The organism is Pseudomonas fluorescens, assembly GCF_001623525.1.
Taxonomy (GTDB): domain Bacteria; phylum Pseudomonadota; class Gammaproteobacteria; order Pseudomonadales; family Pseudomonadaceae; genus Aquipseudomonas; species Aquipseudomonas fluorescens_Q.
The window spans coordinates 181,238-200,872 of sequence record NZ_CP015225.1 but is presented as its reverse complement, the minus strand read 5'-3'; the positions used below and the strand labels follow the sequence as shown (position 1 = coordinate 200,872).

The following is a 19,635-nucleotide window of genomic DNA, read 5'->3' as shown; positions in this document are numbered from 1 at the left end:
CGCGAGCAAGCTCGCACACAGGGGGTTGGGGAAAGGTTAGAAATCGCGCTTGTAGAAGATGTCCAGCGAGCTGGCGACGCCGCTTGCGGCTTCGAGGTAGACCTTCTTGCTGAGCTTGTAGCGCAGGGCGATGGTGTTGGCCGGTTCGAACACGCCAACGCCGTAGCGCAGGCTGAGTTTTTCCGACAGGTTGCCGCTGGCGACCACGCTGGTGGCATTGCCGCTGCCCTGGGTGTCGAGCTGGAAATCCTCGATCCCCAGATTATTGGCCAGGCTGGTGGTCACGCCCGAGCTGCCCATCAACCCCAGGCCCAACGCTGCCTGGGCGAGCATGTTGTTGTCCTCGCCGGTGGTGCTCAGTGGCCGGCCCAGCACCAAGTAGGACAATGCCTGCTCCTGGCTCATGGCCGGTTCCGAGAAAATTTGCGTGGCCGGTTGCTCGGCGCTGCCGCTCAAGCGGATGCCGGCGATCACGTCGTCGGTCTGGCGGATCGCTTCGATGTCCAGGTAGGGCTGGTCGATGGGCCCGGCGAACAGCAACCGCGCCCGTCGCACCGTCAGCCGTTGCCCGTAGGCCCGATAACGACCGTCGTTGAGCCAGAGCTCGCCGCGGGTGTCCATGTTGTCGCCGATGTGCACTTGCCCCTGGACGTTGGCCGTCAGGCCGAAACCCGAGAACGCGAGTTTGTCCTGGCCGACGATCACGTCGATGTCCATCGCCATGGCCAGCGGCGCCTTGCCCTCCTCGGTCTGGTGGCCGACGATCACCGTGTCATCCGACACCTTGACGGTGGACGGCGGCAGTTCGCGAATGGTGATCTCGCCTTTGGGAACCAGGACCTTGCCGGCAATGGCAAGCTGCTCACCGTGCAGGGTGATGGCGAGGTCGGGCGCCACGTCGAGCACCGCATAAGGCTCGACGGTGACCGGCAGTTGCGAGCCCTTGAGGGCCAGGTTCAGGGTCAGGGCTTCGCCCCAGCCGATGTTCCCGGTCAGGCTGCCCTGCCCGCTCTTGCCACTTTTCCAATTGCCATTGAGCTGTACCGCTTCGCCGGTAATCGTTGCCCGCATCTGCAAGGCTTCGAGGCTGACCGGCAGTTCCGGGCCAGACACTTCGCCGTCGCTGAGCACCAGGTTGCCGTTGACCTGGGGCGCAAGCAAACCACCGGACAAGGTCCCGCTGCCGTTCAGGTGACCGGTGAGGGTTTCCACCATCGGCACGAATGGCCGGGCCACGGACAGGTCCAGGCCGGTCAGGCGGAACGAGCCGCTGATGGGTTTGCTGGCGAGCATGGGGTTGATTTGTGCCTGGAGCATCAGTTCGCCGAGCCTGGCGCCGGCGAAATTCAGGTCGGTGTCGATACGCTTGGGGGTCAGGCGGCTGTTGAGTGTGAGGGTCTGGTACGGGAAGTCCAGCCATTGCGCCTTATCGCCCTCCTTGTCCCGAATCCGTAAAGTACCGCCGCTGGCGTCCACCAGGACCCGGCCGTTCGGGCCGCTGGCCGGCAGGTCCAATTGCAGGTCCGCGTTGAGCCGGCCCTGCCAGGCAAAATCCTTGGGCATCCACTGGGCCAGGCTTTCGATGGGGAATTGCTTGAGGTGATAGCGCAGCTTCGGCTCCGGCATCAGCCGCTGGTCTTCACCGCACAGGCTGGCATCAAAGGAACGCCAGCAATGAGCTCCGACGTTGAGCGTGCCATCGGCCAGGCGCTCCAGTTTCGCCGGAGCTTGCAGGCGCCAGGCTTGGCCGCCGGCCTGCACGTCGCCGCTGGCCAGGCGCCCGCGCCAGTTGCCCTGGTCGAGCGCGCCATCGAGGGCCAGGGTCGTGTCGAGCTGCGGCCCTTGCAGGTCCAGGTTGAGCTTCTGTTGTTTGATATCGCCCTGGCCGCTGACCGTCAGCACGCCCAGCGACGTTTCGCCGACGCGGATGCCGCTGGCCTTGAGGTCGAGCTTGCCGCGCTGGGCGCTGTCGAGGGTCGCGTCCAGGTTCAGGCTTTGCAGGCGGTTGTCCTGGAGGGCCAGTTGCGAGCCTTGCAGGCCGAGCTTGCCTTGGGGGGCCTTGAGCGTGCCGGCCACGTCGACACGGCCGATGACTTGGCCACGCAATTGCGGCCAGAGTTGAGCCAGGCGTGCGAGCTTGATGTCGATCTGGCCGGTCAGTTTCTCTTGCAGGCTGGCACTGCCGTTGATGCGGTTATCCCCCAGGCGAATGTCCAGCGCGCTGAGCGTCCACTGCTCGCCAGCGCCGCTGGCCTGGGCCTGGAGCACCGCTGGCTGGCCGCGCAGTTTGCCCTTGAGGTCCAGGTCCGCGTCGAGATCGAGGCGGTCGTTCTTCATCGTCCCTTTGCTGCGCAACGGCCCAGCCAGGGTCCCGGGCAGTTCGCCAAGCCAATACGCCGGGTTGATGGCCGACAGTTGCAGCGCCGTATCCCAGGCAATGCCATCGGCAAATTGCAGGCTCAGGTGCCCTTCGGCCTTGCCCTGCCCCGCCGCGAGCTTGAGCTGCGGCAAATGGATTTGCGTCAGGTCGCCGCTGAACGGGCTGCCCAGGCTGAAGGCCCCGGCGGGTCCGTCCAACGCGGCCTGGAAGTTGCCCAGGTATTGGCCATCGGTGTAAGAGACTTCGCCGTCAAAGCTACGCAGCGTCACCTGTGGCTCGTCGATCAGCGGATAGAGGCGATGCCAGGGGAAATCCAGCCAGGCAACCTTCGCTTCGGCGCGCAGACCTTCGCGCCAGTCCAGTTGGCCGCTGAGTTTCAGGCTTTGCTGAGCGCCGGCATCCAGATCCAGGCCGGCGATCTGCGCGCCATTGGCGTCCACCGTGCCTTGCAGCAACAACGCCACCGACCCTTTTTCGGCGGGCAGCGTCGCTTTGCCGAGCAGTTGATAGCCGTTTTTCAGATCGCCTTCGCCGGTCAATTCCAGCTGATTGAGCACCAACGTGTCCGGCAGATCGGCACTGGCCTTGAAGCCGTCGGCGCTGATGCGCACCTTGGCGGGCAGGTTGTCCGCCAGCGGTTGCAGTTCACCGCTCAACTGGCCTTGCAGGTAGCCGCTACTGTCGGCTTTGAGGTTGAGGGTCTTGAGCAGGTTGCCGTCGACTTTCAGGTCCAGCGCCCAGGGTGTGGTGCCCGGCGCCGGCAAGGTCAACCGGCCCTCGGCGCGCAACGGCCAGTCGCCGCCCGGTTTCAGCAGGCCGGAGAGCTTCAGGCTCAGTTCATCGCGCTGCAATTGCACCGAATCGATCTGCATGCCCTCGGCGGTCCAATGGGCAACCAATTGCAGCCCTTTGAGCTGCTCGCTGCCGTTGAACGACAGGCTGCCGACCTGCACATCGCCCAGTTCGATGGCGAGCGGCAAATCCAGGTCCGGCAAGCTGATCGGGCCGCTGCTCGGTTCATCGGCAGAGGCAGGCAATTGCAAGGCGACCTGGTCGGCCTTGAGCTGTTCGACGCACAGGGTCATGCGCGCCAGGCACAGCGGCGACCAGGCGAATATCAGCCGATCCACCTCCACCCGACTGGCGTCCTGCTGCCACAGCACGTGATCGGCGCTCCACTGCCCGCCCAGCCGGCCCTGGAAGTTCTCCACGGTCAGCCCCGGCACCAGGCCAAGGGCCCAACGGCTGCCGAATGCCGTGCCCAGCACAACGCTCAAGGCCAGCACGACCCCGGCGAGCGCCAGCAGCATTATCTTCAAACCACGCGTCACAGCTCAGGTCCCATGGAAAAGTGCAAGCGGATGCCGCCGTCGTCGTCCATCGCATGAGCCAGGTCGAGGCGGATCGGCCCCACCGGCGACACCCAGCGCACGCCGACCCCCACGCCGGTCTTGAGGCTCGGCAGTTCCAGGCTGTTAAAAGAGTTGCCCTGGTCGATGAACGTCGCCACCCGCCATTTTTCCGCGATGGAATATTGATATTCGAGGCTGCCGGCGACCATGTAACGACCACCGATACGGTCGCCCTCTGAGTTTTCCGGCGACAGGCTCTGGTAGTCGTAACCCCGTACGCTCTGGTCGCCACCGGCAAAAAAGCGCAGGGATGGCGGGATGGATTTGTAGCCATTGGTGGCGCTGCCGCCGATCTGCGCCCGCGCCAGCAAGCGATGCTTGTCGAACACCGTGGTCAGGCCCTTGACCATGGCGGTGCCGTATAAAAGATTGTTGTCCGAGCCGAGCCCTTCCTTGGCGACCTTGGTGTCGAACTGCAAGCGGTAACCGTTGTGTGGATCGATGCGATTGTCGCTGCGCAGGTAGGAATAGCTGAGGCCCGGCATCAGCAATGTGCTCAGGCCCGCATCGTCGCCGAGGCGATATTCCTCGCGTTGCCACTTGAGCGACACCACCCGCTGCCAGCCGCTGGGCAACTTGCTGTGCCATTCCGGGCCCACGGTGAGCAGTTTGCTGAGGCTGTCGGTGCCGGCCAGTTCTTCATATTGATAACCGCCGGCGTAACGTATCTTGTCAGTCAGCGGCGGATCCAGCGGCACGTCGTACCACAAGCCGACGTTCTGCCGGGGCGCCGACACTTCCGCTTCCCAGCCATAACTGTGGCCCTGGGGGTTGACCCAGTGACGCGTCCAGTTGGCTTTGACCCGTGGGCCGACATCGGTGGAAAACCCCAGGCCCAGGCCCATGGTGCGCGGCTTGCGCGTATCAAGCTTGACCGCCACCGGGATCACGTTGTCGGTGGCCGCCGTCGGTGCGGCATCCACCCGGACGCCTTCGAAATAACCGCTCGATTGCAGGGCCTGGTTGAGCTCTGCAATGAGTTCGGAGTCGTACGCCGTGCCGGCCTTGAACGGCACCATGCGCTGCAGCAGGTCTTCGTCGAACGGCGTGTCGCCCTCAAAACTCACCGGGCCCAAGGCATAGCGCGGGCCGCTGTCGTAAATCAGTTCGATGTCGGCGATGCCCGCCTGGGGGTCAACCAACAGCTTCTGCCGAGTGAAGCGCCCACTGAAAAAACCATAACGCGAGGCCTGGTTCTGGATGATTCGCTTGGCGTCTTCGTAGCGACCATGGTTGAGCACCGCGCCGGGCTTGAGGGCGGCGTTGCTGGGTACGCGAAAGGCTTTGAGCGATGCCGCCGGGCCATCAATGCGCACGGTGACGTTGCGCAAATGCACAGGCTCGCCGGGGTCGATGGTCAGTACCAGGCGTGGGTCCTTGCCGCCCTTGACCTCACTGTCGATCTGCGGCTGGTAGTAGCCCAGCGCCTGGGCGGCTTTGCGCGCCTGCTCCTCGGCACCACGGCTGAAGCGCAGCAAGGCCTCCTCGTCACGATCACCCACACCGCCGATATAACCTTCTACGTTGGCCTTGAGTTCATCGTTGGACGGCTTGACCCGTACTTCCAATTCACTGTTTGCCAGCGCCACGCAGCTGAGGGACAGCAAGAGCGCGCCACTGGTCATTCTTCCTGGGAGGTTCATGGCGCGGATGCTATCACGAGCGTAGGTGCTTGATAGAGCCGGACATTTCGCAAAAGTTCGGCCGACTATGCCGTTGCGCTTTGCAGAACCTGCGGGTTGGCGTGGAAGAACACATGCTCGCGGATCGGTCCTACCGCCACTTCGCCGATTTCCTCATAACCCTGGCGTTTATAAAACTCAAGGTAACGTGGGTTGCCGGTGTCCAGCACCACGCCCTGGGAATGCTCGTCCACCGCACACCAGTTATGCACCGCCTCGAGCAACTGTTCACCGAAATGCTTGCCCTGGAACTGTGGGTGCACGCCCAGCAGAGGCAATACATGGACCGCATCCGACGGCAGGCAGGCCAGCACCGCCGCGTGGTATTCCAGGTAGCGCCGCGTGCAACGAAAACCAGTGCTCAAGACCATGCGCAGGCGCCAGGCCCAGCTTTCGGTGATGCCCAGGCGCCGCTGCGGCGGAGCGATCAGGGCGATGCCGATCAGGCGGTCGTTGACCAGCAAGCCGATGGCCGGCAAATCCTGGAGAAAATGCTGCTTGACCAGCTCACGCACCGTGGCCCGTACCCGCTGTTCATAACCGGGACGCTCGGATTCGAACAGGTAGCTGAAGGTCGGCTCGTGGCGATAGGCCTGATACAGCAACGAACGGGCTTCACGGGAATAACCACTGTCGAGCATATGGATGTCGGCGATGGCGGTTGCAGTTTCGGGCATGGCGTTGGATCTCCTGGGGCGAGGCTCGGTGAGGCCCTGCTCTTATTGAGTACGAACCCGATAGGGTCGTGATCGTTCCTACATGCAAAGGACATTAGCAGCGCATTTGTCCTACTGCCACGCTGGCTCCCTTCCCACATGTCAGCTAGCATCGCAGTTTTGCCAGGACAGCCGACCATGAAGATCGTCTCCTTCAACATCAACGGGCTGCGCGCCCGTCCCCATCAGTTGGCGGCGCTGATCGAGAAGCACCAGCCGGACGTGATCGGGCTGCAGGAAACCAAGGTCCACGACGAACAATTTCCCCTGGCCGAGGTGCAGGCCCTGGGCTACCACGTGCATTACCACGGGCAAAAGGGTCATTACGGCGTCGCCCTGCTCTCCCGCCAGGCGCCACTGAGCCTGTACAAGGGCTTCGAGGGCGACGACGAGGACGCCCAGCGACGCTTCATCTGGGGCACCTTCGCCGATGCCAACGGCGTGCCGGTGACCATCATGAATGGTTATTTCCCACAAGGTGAAAGCCGCGACCACCCGACCAAATTCCCGGCCAAGGAACGTTTCTACAGCGATTTGCAGCAGCTGCTGGAAAGCCGCTTCAGCAACGATCAGCCGGTGGTGGTGATGGGTGACGTGAACATTTCCCCGGAAGACTGCGACATCGGCATCGGCCCGGACAACATGAAGCGCTGGCTGAAAACCGGCAAATGCAGCTTCCTGCCGGAAGAACGCGAATGGATGGCGCGCCTGAAGAACTGGGGCCTGGTGGACAGCTTCCGCCACTTGAACCCGGACGTCACCGACCGCTTCAGCTGGTTCGACTACCGCAGCCGCGGTTTCGAGGACGAGCCCAAGCGCGGCCTGCGCATCGACCTGATCCTCACCTCCCACGGCCTGCTGCCACGGGTCAAGGACGCCGGCGTCGACTATGAGCTGCGGGGCATGGAAAAGCCGTCGGACCATGCGCCGATCTGGTTGCAGTTGAGCTGATCGAGTCCCCTGTGGGAGCGAGCTTGCTCGCGATAGCGGTCCAGCCGTCACATTGGTCTTGAATGTGCCGCCGTCATCGCGAGCAAGCTCGCTCCCACATTGTATTTGGGTACTCCGTCGCACCCCTGTCACCTTTCAGTAACCTGACTGACTTAATCTTCCGGCACTTCCTCAGGTTCAGAAGGTGCCAGCATGCAGCTGTGTGTTGTGGTTTTCATGGGCCTCTGGCTGCCGTTCTTGGCATGGGCCGGCCATTTGCCCATTCCCGAACAGGGCCCAGCCTTACGCCTCCAAGGCTCCAATACCATCGGCGCGGCGCTGGGGCCGGCTCTGGTCAGAGGTTTGATGGAGGATCAGGGCCTGCTCAGGGTCAGCAGCGAAATCACCGGGCGCGACAACGAGCAGCGCATCGTCGGCCTGAGCGCCGATGGCCGACGGGTGGAAGTCGACATCGCGGCCCATGGTTCGAGCACCGGTTTCGCCGCCCTCAAGCAGGCCAGCGCCGACCTGGCGGCCTCTTCCCGGCCGATCAAGGACAACGAACGGAAGGAATTATCGTCCCTCGGCGATCTGAAAAGTCCCACGGCCGAGCAGGTCATCGCCATTGATGGCCTGGCGATTATTCTTCATCCGCAGAACCCGTTGCGTCAGCTCGATACCCTGCAACTGGCGCGGATATTCAGTGGCGAGGCAAAAACCTGGGAGGCCGTGGGCGGCGTCGGTAGGCCGATTCATCTTTATGCCCGGGATGAACAATCCGGCACCTACGATACCTTCAAGGAACTGGTCCTCGCCCGACAGGGCAAACGGCTGGACACTTCAGCACGGCGCTTCGAATCCAGCGAACAATTGTCCGACGCTGTCAGCCAGGACCCGCAGGGCATCGGTTTCATCGGTTTGCCCTATGTGCGCCAGGCCAAGGCACTGGCGATTGTCGACGGTGATTCCCAACCCATGTTGCCGTTGAACAACCTGATCGCCACCGAGGACTACCCCCTGTCCCGGCGCCTGTTCTTTTATTTGCCACCCCAGGCAACCAATCCGTGGGCCGAGGCGCTGGTGGCGTTCACTCAAAGCGACAAAGGCCAGGCCATCGTCGCCGCCAATGGGTTCATCGCCCAAACCGTCCAGGCCATGGCCGTCACGCCGAATGCATTGATGCCCGAGGGTTACCAGGCCCTGAGCCGCCACGCCCAGCGCCTGACGGTGAATTTCCGCTTTGAAGAAGGCAGCGCCAGCCTGGACAACAAGGCCCACCAGGACCTGAGTCGGGTGCTCGACTACATCCAGAAACACGGCAAGACCGAGCGCCGCGTGACGCTGGTGGGTTTCGGCGACGCCAAGGACGACCCGGCGCGGGCGGATCTTCTGTCCAAACTGCGGGCCATGGCGGTGCGACGTGAACTGGTCAAGTACGGCGTGACCTTGCGGGAAGTGCGCGGCTTCGGCGCGCTGATGCCAGTGGCGGCCAATAGTGAAGATGAAGGAAGGATCAGGAATCGGCGAGTGGAGGTTTGGGTTTACTAGGGTCCAAAGGCCGGACACCTCTCCCACGGCAAACCTCATTCCCGTGGCGAGGGAGCTTGCTCCCGCTGGGTGGCGAAGCCGCCCCAAAATGGACTGACGTGGTCTTTCCGGTGGACCGCATCAGCCGGTTTTACGACTGCTTCGCAGCCGAGCGGGAGCAAGCTCCCTCGCCACAAGAGCCGTGTGTTTATCCCGCTGATTTCGATGTAGGACCAAGCTCCGTCGCCTTGCGCCATTACCTACAACTACGCCAGAATCCGCCGGCTTGTACGCCTTAGGGGCGGGCACAACGTCGAACCGCGCTAGCCGCCCCACCCCATTGATCGTTCCCACGCTCTGCGTGGGAATGCATCCCGTGACGCTCTGCGTCACGTGAACTGGTCAAGTACGGCGTGACCTTGCGGGAAGTGCGCGGCTTCGGCGCGCTGATGCCGGTGGCGGCCAATAGTGAAGATGAAGGAAGGATCAGGAATCGGCGAGTGGAGGTTTGGGTTTACTAGGGTCCAAAGGCCGGACACCTCTCCCACGGCAAACCTCATTCCCGTGGCGAGGGAGCTTGCTCCCGCTGGGTGGCGAAGCCGCCCCAAAATGGACTGACGCGGTCTTTCCGGTGGACCGCATCAGCCGTTTTTACGACTGCTTCGCAGCCGAGCGGGAGCAAGCTCCCTCGCCACAAGAACCGTGTGTTTATCCCGCTGATTTCGATGTAGGACCAAGCTCCGTCGCCTTGCGCCATTACCTACAACTACGCCAGAATCCGCAGGCTTGTACGCCTTAGGGTCGGGCACAACGTCGAACCGCGCTAGCCGCCCCACCCCATTGATCGTTCCCACGCCACTCTGCGTGGGAACGATCGAAGCGCGCTAGCCGCTGCAGCTCGCTCCCACAGGACGACATAGCGCGTTATCGCCCCGCCAACTCCATGATCATCCGCGACAACAAATAAATCCTTGGCACCACGCTCTCGACTTCGGCGTATTCCTCCGGCGTATGGATGTTGCCACCGACGATGCCAAAACCATCCAGCGTCGGCGTGCCTACCCCGGCCGACAGACTGGCATCCGCCGCTCCACCGCTGCCTTCTTCAGTCAGTTTGCGCCCCAGTTCGCCATAGATGCCTTGGGCCATGGCCATCAACCGGTCCGACTCCGCCGTCTGCGGCATCGGTGGCAGGCCGCGCTTGAGGCTGGTGGTGACTTCGGTGTCGGCGATCAATTTGTCCTGCGACACGCGGGCCAAGTCTTTTTCGATGCGGTCGAACTCTTCCGGCACCGCTGCCCGCACATCCGCTTTGGCGCTCGCCTGGTCGGGGATCACGTTGGTCCGGTCACCAGCCTTGATCACCGTGAAGTTGATGGTGGTTTTCTTTTCCGCGTCGCCAAGCTTGCCCAGTTGCAAGATCTGGTGCGCGGCTTCCATCGCCGCATTGCGCCCCAGTTCCGGTGCGACACCGGCGTGGGACGCCTTGCCCTTGACCTCCACCAGCGCCGTGGCACTGCCCTTGCGCCACACCACCAAGCCATCGGCCGGGCGACCCGGTTCAAGGTTGAGGGTCACGTCATGGGCCTTGGCGGTTTTCTTGATCAGGTCGGTGGCGGCGTCCGAGCCGGTTTCTTCGCTGGCGTCGAGCAGGAAAGTAATCTGCGCGTAGTGCTTGAAGTCCAGGTTCTTGAGCACCTTCAAGGCGTAGATCCCGGCGACGATGCCGCCCTTGTCGTCCATCACCCCCGGACCGTAGGCCCGGCCATCCTTGATATGGAACGGCCGTTCGGCGGCCGAGCCCTCCTTGAACACCGTATCCATGTGGGCCATCAGCAGGATTTTTGCCTTGCCGGTGCCCTTGAGGGTCGCCAGGATGTGCTGGGTACCGTCCGAGTTAGGCACCTTTTCGATGGTGGCGCCCAACTTCGTCAATTCATCGATCGCAATATCACCGACCTGGGTCAACCCCGGCACATAGCCTGAGCCAGAGTCGATGTTCACCAACCGCTCGAGCAGTTTCAGGGCCTCGCCCTTGTACTGTTCGGCGTCGCTCAGGACTTGTTGATGGGGCTGTGCGAAAGCACCGGGGGCGAAGGCGCCGAGGGCCAGGCTCAGGCCAAGACTGACGGCCAGACGGGAGCGAAGAGCGGTCATCATCATGATTTCATCCTTGTTCCGTATCGAAAGAGTGCCATAGGCACCCTACCCGACAATGGGTCAAGGCTCTAGACCGCAGGTGGCCACCTCAGGGAGACATGACCGATTCTTCCAACACCTGCCGATGCCGAAAACAAGTGACTCGGTTGCGCCCGCCGGTCTTGGCCTCGTAAAGCGCCTGGTCGGCATCATTGAGCCAATGGGTGGCATCGCCATAAGCCGGGTTGAAGGCTGCCAGGCCAATACTCAGGCTCACCTTCAGCGCCGGGTTCTGTTCATAGCTGAGCGTCGCGAAGCGCTCGCGCAACCCGTCCATGGCCTGCACGGCGTTGTGAAGCGTCAGGTCCGGCAAGATCACACAGAACTCGTCCCCGCCATAACGCCCGACCACATCGGCGGCGCGCAGGTTTTGCTTGAGCATCTTGCCAAGCTGGCGCAGCACGACGTCGCCGGCGACATGGCCATAGGTGTCATTGATGGCCTTGAAGTGATCGATGTCGATCAGCGCAATCGCGCCGCGCCCTGCCCCGTCATTCGGGTGACGCTGGCAGCGCTGGAACTCCTCGTTGAGGCGATCTTTCCAGGCGCCATGGTTAAGCAAGCCGGTCAGGCTGTCGGTGCGACTCAGGGCCAGCAATTCGCGCTTTTGCCGGCCCAGGGTGTAAGCCTGGCGATAGCAGAACCAACCCAGCGCCATCGGATACAGGCACAGCAACGGCAAACACGCATAGATCTGCGCCGGACTGGTCATGGGCACGCTGGTCAGCGGGAAGATCAGCACGCCCACGACAATGCCGGCCACCTGGGCCAAGGCCCCAATGAGCAGGAAACGCAGGCCACCAATGGCGACATTGTTCATCGCCATCATCGCCAGCGTGACAGCCGCGGGCAGCGGGTTGAACTGCATTGCCGCGACCCAGAAGCCGCCAAGCACCGCATCGATCAATAAATTGAGGTGTTCGGCGTGGTAGGGCATCGAGCAACGTCGGGCCCACCAGTAGGACAAGTGTGGCCAGAGCAGGCCATTGAACAGCATGAAACCCCAGACCCACGACGCCGGTCCGAGAGGAAAGATGGCAGCACTCACCAACAGCAACCCCAGCGTCAGGCCCAGAATGCGCGATATATAAAGCCTCCTGGCCAGCGTCCGTCCCTTTTTTCCCGTTTTTTGCATAGGAACCTCTGCACCGCGGGTTTCCCAAGTCATTGGGACGGGGGGTAGCTTGGAGTCTATCAGGGCAGCATCAAATAGCCACCACTGAATGAAGGGGTATTTATTCTCCTTCAAATGTCGGGCCCTGCCGCGGATTTTGGCTATACATGAGTCATCCGGCGGCTGTCATAGCAAGTAGCAAAGCAAATGCGCTACGTCATCGCGATGTCCTCGGGTTTCAGCTTCACTTAGAGAGTATCTGACCCGTCGGCTCAGACTGGCCGATCACATTCTGTCCTGACCCATGGAGGGCAAAACATGCTGGTGTTGTGGGTAGTCCTTGCCGTGTTTATCGCCTGGAGCTGGTTGACGTATCCAGGCATCGGCCATGTGCTGTACGACATGGGCATGGCGCTGGAGGCACGTCTCTACCGGTTGCACAAGATCACCGTCCCCATCAGCGAGATGACCGTCTCGACCTGGCAAGGCGGGCCCTATGAAGCGTCCGGCAGCATCCTGATGCTGCATGGCTACAGCGCCGACAAGAATCTCTGGCTACGCTTCGCCCGGCATTTTGTCGGCGACTACCGGGTGGTGGTGCCCGACCTGGCCGGCCATGGCGAAACCGGCTTCAAGGCCGGCGGTGGCTATGACATCCCGACCCAGGCCCGGCGGGTCATCGAGTTGCTCGACGCCTGTGGCCTGGACAAGGTCCATGTGATCGGCAATTCCATGGGCGGTTACCTCGCCGCATGGCTGGCGGCCACGTCGCCCGAGCGCGTGCTCACCCTGGCGCTGATCGATCCGGCCGGCGTCACCGCCCCCCAGGCCAGCGACATGGAACGCCACCTGGCCGCCGGGCATAACCCGTTCCTCGTCCACTCGCGGGACGATTTCGCGCCGTTCTACGCAATGACCATGGCCTCCCCGCCCTGGGTGCCCAGCGTGGTGCTGGCGGCAATGGCCGAACGTTACGAACAGCGCCGCGATGAACTGGCGGAGATCTTCGTCGATTTTCGCGCCAGCCCGCCGATGGAACCGCACCTGGCCGACATCCGCGCCCCTTCGCTGCTACTCTGGGGGCGCAAGGACCGCCTGATCGACGTCAGCAGCGTGCCAGTGTGGAGCAAGGGCATCGCCGATTTGCGGGTGGAAATCTGGGACGGTATCGGCCACATGCCCATGGTCGAACGACCGGGGAAAACCGCGGCGCTGTATCGGGAATTTCTCAAGGGGTTGGGGCAGTGACGGCGATGCAAGAATAACAAAATGAACCCTATGTGGGATTCGAGCCGACCCAGAGGTATCGACTTCATGAACATCCTCTACGACGAACACCTCGACGGCCCCTTGCCCAAGGTGGACAAACAGGCCCTGCTTCAAGCCTTGCAGGCACAGATTCCGGACCTGGACATCCTGCACCAGGAGGAAGACCTCAAGCCCTATGAATGCGATGGCTTGTCGGCCTACCGTACCACGCCCCTGCTGGTGGCATTGCCCAGGCGCGTCGAGCAGGTGCAAGCGCTGCTCAAGCTCTGCCATGGGCTGGATGTACCCGTGGTCGCCAGGGGTGCCGGGACCGGTCTGTCCGGTGGCGCCCTGCCCCTGGAAAGCGGCGTATTGCTGGTGATGGCGCGGTTCAACCAGATCCTGCACATCGACCCCGACGCCCGCACCGCGCGGCTTCAACCCGGTGTGCGCAACCTGGCGATCTCCCAGGCGGCGGCACCGTTCGGGCTGTATTACGCACCGGATCCCTCATCGCAGATCGCCTGTTCCATCGGCGGCAATGTCGCGGAAAACGCCGGTGGCGTGCACTGCCTCAAGTACGGCCTGACGGTGCACAACCTGTTGAAACTGGAAATCCTCACCATCGAAGGCGAACGCCTGACCCTCGGCAGCGAAGCCCTGGACTCGCCGGGCCTGGACCTGCTGGCGCTGTTCACCGGCTCCGAAGGTTTGCTGGGGGTGATCACCGAAGTGACGGTCAAATTGCTGCCCCGGCCCCAGGTCGCCAAGGTGCTGCTGGCCAGTTTCGATTCGGTGGACAAGGCCGGGCGAGCGGTGGCCGACATCATCGCCGCCGGGATCATTCCCGGCGGCCTGGAAATGATGGACAACCTGGCGATCCGCGCCGCCGAGGACTTCATCCACGCCGGCTATCCGGTGGAGGCCGAAGCAATCCTGCTGTGTGAACTGGATGGGGTCGAGGCCGATGTCCATGACGATTGTGAACGGGTCCGCCAAGTGTTGGAGCAGGCCGGTGCCACCGAAGTGCGCCAGGCGCGGGACGAGGCCGAACGGCTGCGGTTCTGGGCCGGGCGCAAGAACGCCTTCCCGGCGGTGGGTCGCCTGGCGCCGGATTATTACTGCATGGACGGCACGATCCCGCGACGCGCCTTGCCCGAGGTACTGCAGCGCATCGCCAGCCTCGGTGCCGAGCATGGCCTGCGCGTCGCCAACGTCTTTCACGCCGGCGACGGCAACATGCACCCGCTGATCCTGTTCGATGCCAACCAGCCCGGCGAACTGGAGCGCGCCGAAACCCTGGGCGGGAAAATCCTCGAGCTGTGTGTCCAGGTGGGCGGCAGCATCACCGGCGAGCACGGTGTGGGCCGGGAAAAAATCAATCAGATGTGCACGCAATTCAACAGCGACGAACTGAACCTGTTCCACGCGGTAAAAGCAGCGTTCGATCCCCAAGGCCTGCTCAACCCCGGCAAGAACATCCCCACCCTGCACCGCTGCGCCGAATTCGGTGCCATGCACATCCACGGCGGGCAACTGCCGTTTCCTGAACTGGAGCGTTTCTGATGAGCCGCGAAGCCGACCAGGACGCCAGCGACCTGCTGCTCGAACAGGTCAATCGCGCCCGGGCCAACGCCACGCCGCTGCGTATCCAGGGCTCGAACAGCAAGGCCTTCCTGGGACGCGAAGTGGCCGGCGAAGTGCTGGACACCCGCGTGCATCGTGGCATCGTCCACTACGACCCCACCGAACTGGTCATCACGGCCCGGGCCGGCACCCCGCTGCTGGAACTGCTTGCCGCCCTCGACGCCGCCGGGCAACGGCTGCCCTGCGAACCGCCAGCATTTGGCGATGACGCCACGGTCGGCGGCATGGTCGCCGCCGGGCTATCGGGGCCGCGTCGCCCATGGGCCGGTTCGGTGCGCGATTTCGTCCTGGGCACGCGCCTGATCAGTGGCCACGGCACGCTGTTGCGTTTCGGCGGCGAGGTGATGAAAAACGTCGCCGGCTACGATCTGTCGCGCCTGTTGGCCGGCAGTTTCGGTTGCCTGGGGGTCATCACCGAAGTTTCCTTGAAGGTCCTGCCCAAACCCCGTCACAGCCTGAGTATCCGCCTGGAACTGGACAGCACCGAGGCCCTGGGGAAACTCGCCGAATGGGGCCGTCAGCCCCTGCCCATCAGCGCCGCCAGCCATGACGGCGACTGTCTGCACCTGCGCCTGGAGGGTGGCGAAGGCTCGGTCAGCGCCGCTCATCAGCGTTTTGGTGGAGAGGTGATCGACGATCAATACTGGACGGCACTCAATGAACATCAGCTGGCCTTCTTCGATGAAGGCTTGCCGCTGTGGCGCCTGTCGTTGCCCAACCATACCGGGCCGCTCACCCTGCCGGGCGCGCAACTGATCGACTGGGCCGGTGCCCAACGCTGGGTGAAAACCGAGGCCGACACGGTGCAAGCCCTGGCCCATGAAGTCGGCGGCCATGCCACCTGCTATCGTCAGGGTGCCAGTGACACACCGTTCCAGCCACTGGCCCCGGCGCTGCTGCGCTATCACCGGCAACTCAAGGCCCAGCTCGATCCCCTGGGGCTGTTCAACCCTGGTCGGATGTACCCGGAGCTTTAGTGCCCTGTGTCGCAAATGCGTTCCTTTTTTGACGAGTGGCTGTTGTCGTCAGGCAAGGCGCCGCGACGAGTCATAGCCCGCTATGGCGAGGAGCGGCAACGCAGCATGACGACAACAGACGCCGTCAAAAAGGAACAGCATTTGTGATACAGGACACTAACTATGCAGACTCGCTTCAGTGAGGAAAGCAAAAACCTGCCCCGCGCCGAAGAAGCCGAACGGATCCTGCGCAGTTGCGTGCATTGCGGTTTCTGCAACGCCACCTGCCCCACTTACCAATTGCTCGGCGATGAACTGGACGGCCCGCGCGGACGCATCTACCTGATCAAGCAAGTACTCGAAGGCCAGCCGGCGACAGCCAGCACCCAGTTGCACCTGGATCGCTGCCTGTCCTGTCGCAACTGCGAGACCACCTGCCCGTCCGGTGTGGATTACCACAACCTGCTGGACATCGGCCGGGCGGTGGTCGACCAAGCCGTACCGCGCCCCGCCGACCAACGTGCGCTGCGCCTGGGGCTGCGAAGCCTGGCCGCCAGCCCCGAGCGGTTCAAGGCCCTGCTGCGTCTTGGCGCGGTCTTCCGTCCGTTGCTGCCGGCGAACCTGACCGCCAAGTTGCCCCGCCCTTCCCCGTCTCGCGGCGAGCGCCCGCCTCTGCGGCATCGGCGTACGGTGTTGATGCTCGAAGGTTGCGTGCAACCGGGCCTGTCGCCCAACACCAATGCCTCGGCAGCGCGAGTGCTGGATCGACTCGGCATCAGCGTGATCCCCTGTGCGCAGGCCGGCTGCTGCGGTGCGCTGGAGTATCACCTCGACGCTCAGGCCACCGGATTGGACCGCGCCCGACAGAACATCGACGCCTGGTGGCCGCACCTGGAAAACGGTGCTGAAGCCATCGTCCAGACCGCCAGCGGCTGCGGCGCCTTCATCAAGGACTACGGGCACCTGCTGGAACACGACCGCGCCTACGCCGCCAAGGCCAGACAGGTGAGTGAACGGGCACTGGACCTGGTGCAAGTGCTCGGCAAGGAACCGCTGGAACAGATCTGCGCGGCCAGGAACCAGCGCATTGCCGTGCATTGCCCCTGCACCTTGCAGCACGCGCAGAAACTCGGCGGCAGCATTGAGGCGCTGCTGACGCGGCTGGGTTTCAACCTCACCGAGGTGCCCGACGGCCATTTGTGTTGCGGCTCGGCCGGCACCTATTCGCTGACCCAGCCCGCCCTGGCGCGGCAATTGCGCGACAACCGCCTCAATGCGCTGGAAAGTGGCCAGCCGGAGCTGATCGTCACCGCCAACGTCGGCTGCCAGAACCACCTCGACGGCGCCGGGCGCACGCCCGTGCGGCACTGGATCGAGCTGGTGGATCAGTCCCTGGCAGAATGAAGTCCTGAAGATTCTTCGTTTGCCGGGGCCGGCGAAGGCTGCGATCTTTCGTCCAACTTTCCCACAGCCCTCGCCAGGAATTCTTACGATGAGCTTCGTCAGCCCCGACCTGATCCGCCAACGCTTCTCTAGAGCGATGTCCGACATGTACCGCGACGAGGTGCCGCTGTATGGCGCCCTGATGAAGCTGGTGGAGCACACCAACGCCCAGGTGCTGGCCGAAGACCCGATCCTGGCCGCACACCTGCGCAGCACCGGCGAACTCGAACGCCTGGACCTGGAACGCCACGGCGCGATCCGCGTCGGCACCGCCGCCGAGCTGGCGACCCTGGGGCGTCTGTTCGCGGTCATGGGCATGCAGCCGGTGGGCTACTACGACCTCACGCCTGCCGGGGTGCCGGTGCATTCCACCGCCTTCCGCGCCGTGCACGAAAGCGCGTTGCAGGTCAGCCCGTTCCGGGTGTTTACCTCTCTGCTGCGCCTGGAACTGATCGAGCACGCCGAGCTTCGGGCCTTTGCCGAATCGGTGTTGGATAAACGGCAGATTTTCACCCCCAGGGCCCTTGAGCTCATCGAGCAGGCCGAATACCAGGGCGGCCTGAGCGAGTCCCAGGCTGAGGACTTCGTCCTACAAGCCCTGGAAACCTTTCGCTGGCACCACAGCGCCACGGTCACCGCCGAGCAGTACCGGCAACTGAGCGCCCAACATCGCTTGATCGCCGATGTGGTGGCCTTCAAGGGCCCGCACATCAACCACCTGACACCGCGCACCCTGGACATCGACATCGTCCAGGCCCGGATGCCCGTGCATGGCATCACACCCAAAGCCGTGATCGAAGGCCCGCCTCGCCGCCAATGCCCGATCCTGCTGCGCCAGACCAGCTTCAAGGCCCTCGATGAGCCGGTCAGCTTCACCGATCAATCACCATCCCAAGGCAGCCACAGCGCTCGCTTTGGCGAAATCGAGCAACGCGGCGCCGCCCTCACGCCCAAGGGTCGCGCGCTCTACGATCGATTGCTCAACGCTGCGCGGGATGCGTTGGGGGATTTCCCCAACGAGGCCAACGCCGAACGCTACAACACGCTGATGAGCGAGCACTTTGCCCAATTCCCCGACAACCACGATGAGCTGCGTCGAGAAGCACTGGCGTACTTCCGTTATTTCGTGACGCCCAAGGGCCTCGCCGCCAAGGGCAGCGTCGAGCGCACGGCCTCGCTGGAACGCCTGTTGGAGCAGCAATACCTGCGTGCCGAACCCTTGGTGTATGAAGACTTCCTGCCGGTCAGCGCCGCCGGCATTTTCCAGTCGAACCTTGGCGATGCTGCCCAGAGCCACTACGCCGGGCAGTCCAATCGCCACGCCTTTGAAGCAGCGCTGGGGCGGGCGACCATCGATGAGTTGGGGCTGTACGCCCAGACGCAACAGCGCTCCATCGATGAGTGCAGGGCTGCATTGGGCGTGTAGGAATAAGCCGAAGGACAAAACGGCAAAAAACTGCCTGAGAGGCATGCACGCGGCGCGCCTTTCTTGGCCTGCCGACCCGGGCATCGCGGTGCCTGGTGGAACCGCGAGGCACTGCAATGGGCCGGGCAAGTCTTTGAGCGCTTTCTGGTCTGTTTGGAGGAAGGATCAGCCCGATACAAAATCAACTTATTGATATTTATAGTTTTTTTAAAAATGGCATAGCTCTTGATAATCGTCAGGCCACCTCGGGCGAATCCAGTCCCAGGCCCCATCGTTATCCAGGAAGGAGAGCATCCATTGGCTACCCCCGCGTACATGACCATTACAGACAACAGTCAAATATTACTGACCGAGAAGGCGTTTACCGCCGACTCGGTGGGTAACATTTATCAGGAAGGTCATAAAGACGAAATCATGGTGCAAGGTTTCCAGCATCAGGTGACCATTCCACGAGACCCCCAGTCCGGTCAGCCAACTGGTCAACGCATACACCAACCCTTAGTCATCACTAAAGTCTTTGACAGAACCTCACCGATGCTGCAGGAAGTCCTGTGCCGCGGCGAAACCCTGGCCAAAGTTGAAATCAAGTGGTACCGCACTTCAGCCTCCGGAACCCAAGAGCATTACTACACCACTACGCTGGAGGACGCGATTATCGTCGAAATCAAGGACTACATGCTCAACTGCCAAGACCCGGCAAATTCACATTTCACTCACCTGCAAGATGTGCACTTCTCGTACCGCAAGATCACCTGGAATCACATAGCCTGCAGCACGCTGGGCGTCGATGACTGGCGTGCACCGGCCGCCGGTTAAGTCCGCGCATTCGTCAATGCACCGGCCAGTCCTGCTGGCCGATGTGCATTGAAGTAAACAGGGATATTTTCCCTCAGAGGTGTTCGCCCAGTGCGACGGCCTCGGCAATCCATGCACTGGTAAAGAGCCTGACACTGGG

The 19,635-nt window shown here is 62.8% G+C and carries 13 protein-coding genes; 8 read left to right on the top strand and 5 right to left on the bottom strand.

Annotated elements, in window-relative coordinates:
- Window positions 1-36: 36 nt before the first annotated feature.
- From TK06_RS00765 to TK06_RS00755, 3 genes are all read right to left on the bottom strand, one after another.
- Window positions 37-3,711: a translocation/assembly module TamB domain-containing protein gene (locus TK06_RS00765; RefSeq protein WP_063320379.1), complete on the bottom strand. Its 3,675-nt coding sequence runs from the start codon at window positions 3,709-3,711 to the stop codon at window positions 37-39.
- Entirely contained in the window at window positions 3,708-5,435 is a 1,728-nt protein-coding gene (locus TK06_RS00760; RefSeq protein WP_063320378.1) for an autotransporter assembly complex protein TamA, read from the bottom strand. The genes TK06_RS00765 and TK06_RS00760 overlap by 4 nt, the downstream gene beginning before the upstream one ends.
- Before the next feature lie 65 nt (window positions 5,436-5,500).
- The gene (locus tag TK06_RS00755; RefSeq protein ID WP_003203682.1) at window positions 5,501-6,151 is read right to left on the bottom strand and encodes a GNAT family N-acetyltransferase; all 651 of its coding nucleotides are present in this window, start codon (window positions 6,149-6,151) and stop codon (window positions 5,501-5,503) included.
- A 177-nt stretch (window positions 6,152-6,328) separates the two neighbouring features.
- Here TK06_RS00755 and xthA point away from each other — a divergent pair, with 177 nt between their 5' ends.
- Window positions 6,329-7,141 (top strand): exodeoxyribonuclease III, encoded by an 813-nt coding sequence (gene xthA, locus TK06_RS00750; RefSeq protein ID WP_003203684.1) that lies wholly within the window; start codon window positions 6,329-6,331, stop codon window positions 7,139-7,141.
- A 192-nt stretch (window positions 7,142-7,333) separates the two neighbouring features.
- Window positions 7,334-8,668 carry a substrate-binding domain-containing protein gene (locus TK06_RS00745; RefSeq protein WP_063320377.1) on the top strand — a complete coding sequence of 445 codons (1,335 nt, stop codon included), beginning with the start codon at window positions 7,334-7,336 and terminating at the stop codon, window positions 8,666-8,668.
- Between the two features lie 903 nt (window positions 8,669-9,571).
- Here TK06_RS00745 and TK06_RS00740 read toward each other — a convergent pair.
- Window positions 9,572-10,810, bottom strand: coding sequence for a M20/M25/M40 family metallo-hydrolase (locus TK06_RS00740; RefSeq protein ID WP_063320376.1), 1,239 nt, complete (start codon window positions 10,808-10,810; stop codon window positions 9,572-9,574).
- 85 nt (window positions 10,811-10,895) lie between these two features.
- Window positions 10,896-11,981 (bottom strand): diguanylate cyclase, encoded by a 1,086-nt coding sequence (locus TK06_RS00735; RefSeq protein WP_063320375.1) that lies wholly within the window; start codon window positions 11,979-11,981, stop codon window positions 10,896-10,898.
- 297 nt (window positions 11,982-12,278) lie between these two features.
- Between TK06_RS00735 and TK06_RS00730 the strand changes: the two genes are divergently transcribed.
- The 6 genes from TK06_RS00730 to TK06_RS00705 all read left to right on the top strand — a co-directional run bounded on the left by TK06_RS00730 (window position 12,279) and on the right by TK06_RS00705 (window position 19,496).
- On the top strand, window positions 12,279-13,208 hold the full coding sequence (locus TK06_RS00730) for an alpha/beta fold hydrolase (RefSeq protein WP_063320374.1): 930 nt from the start codon (window positions 12,279-12,281) through the stop codon (window positions 13,206-13,208).
- A 66-nt stretch (window positions 13,209-13,274) separates the two neighbouring features.
- The gene (glcD, locus tag TK06_RS00725) at window positions 13,275-14,774 is read left to right on the top strand and encodes a glycolate oxidase subunit GlcD (protein ID WP_063320373.1); all 1,500 of its coding nucleotides are present in this window, start codon (window positions 13,275-13,277) and stop codon (window positions 14,772-14,774) included.
- Window positions 14,774-15,832, top strand: a complete 1,059-nt coding sequence (gene glcE / locus TK06_RS00720) for a glycolate oxidase subunit GlcE (protein WP_063320372.1) — start codon at window positions 14,774-14,776, stop codon at window positions 15,830-15,832. The genes glcD and glcE overlap by 1 nt, the downstream gene beginning before the upstream one ends.
- Before the next feature lie 162 nt (window positions 15,833-15,994).
- A complete protein-coding gene (gene glcF, locus TK06_RS00715) occupies window positions 15,995-17,215 on the top strand; it encodes a glycolate oxidase subunit GlcF (protein WP_063320371.1) in 1,221 nt (406 codons plus the stop codon).
- Window positions 17,216-17,303: 88 nt separating this feature from the next.
- Complete coding sequence (hglS, locus tag TK06_RS00710) at window positions 17,304-18,680, top strand: 2-oxoadipate dioxygenase/decarboxylase HglS (RefSeq protein WP_063320370.1); 1,377 nt, start codon at window positions 17,304-17,306, stop codon at window positions 18,678-18,680.
- A gap of 297 nt (window positions 18,681-18,977) precedes the next feature.
- Complete coding sequence (locus tag TK06_RS00705) at window positions 18,978-19,496, top strand: Hcp family type VI secretion system effector (RefSeq protein WP_063320369.1); 519 nt, start codon at window positions 18,978-18,980, stop codon at window positions 19,494-19,496.
- Window positions 19,497-19,635 lie beyond the last annotated feature (139 nt).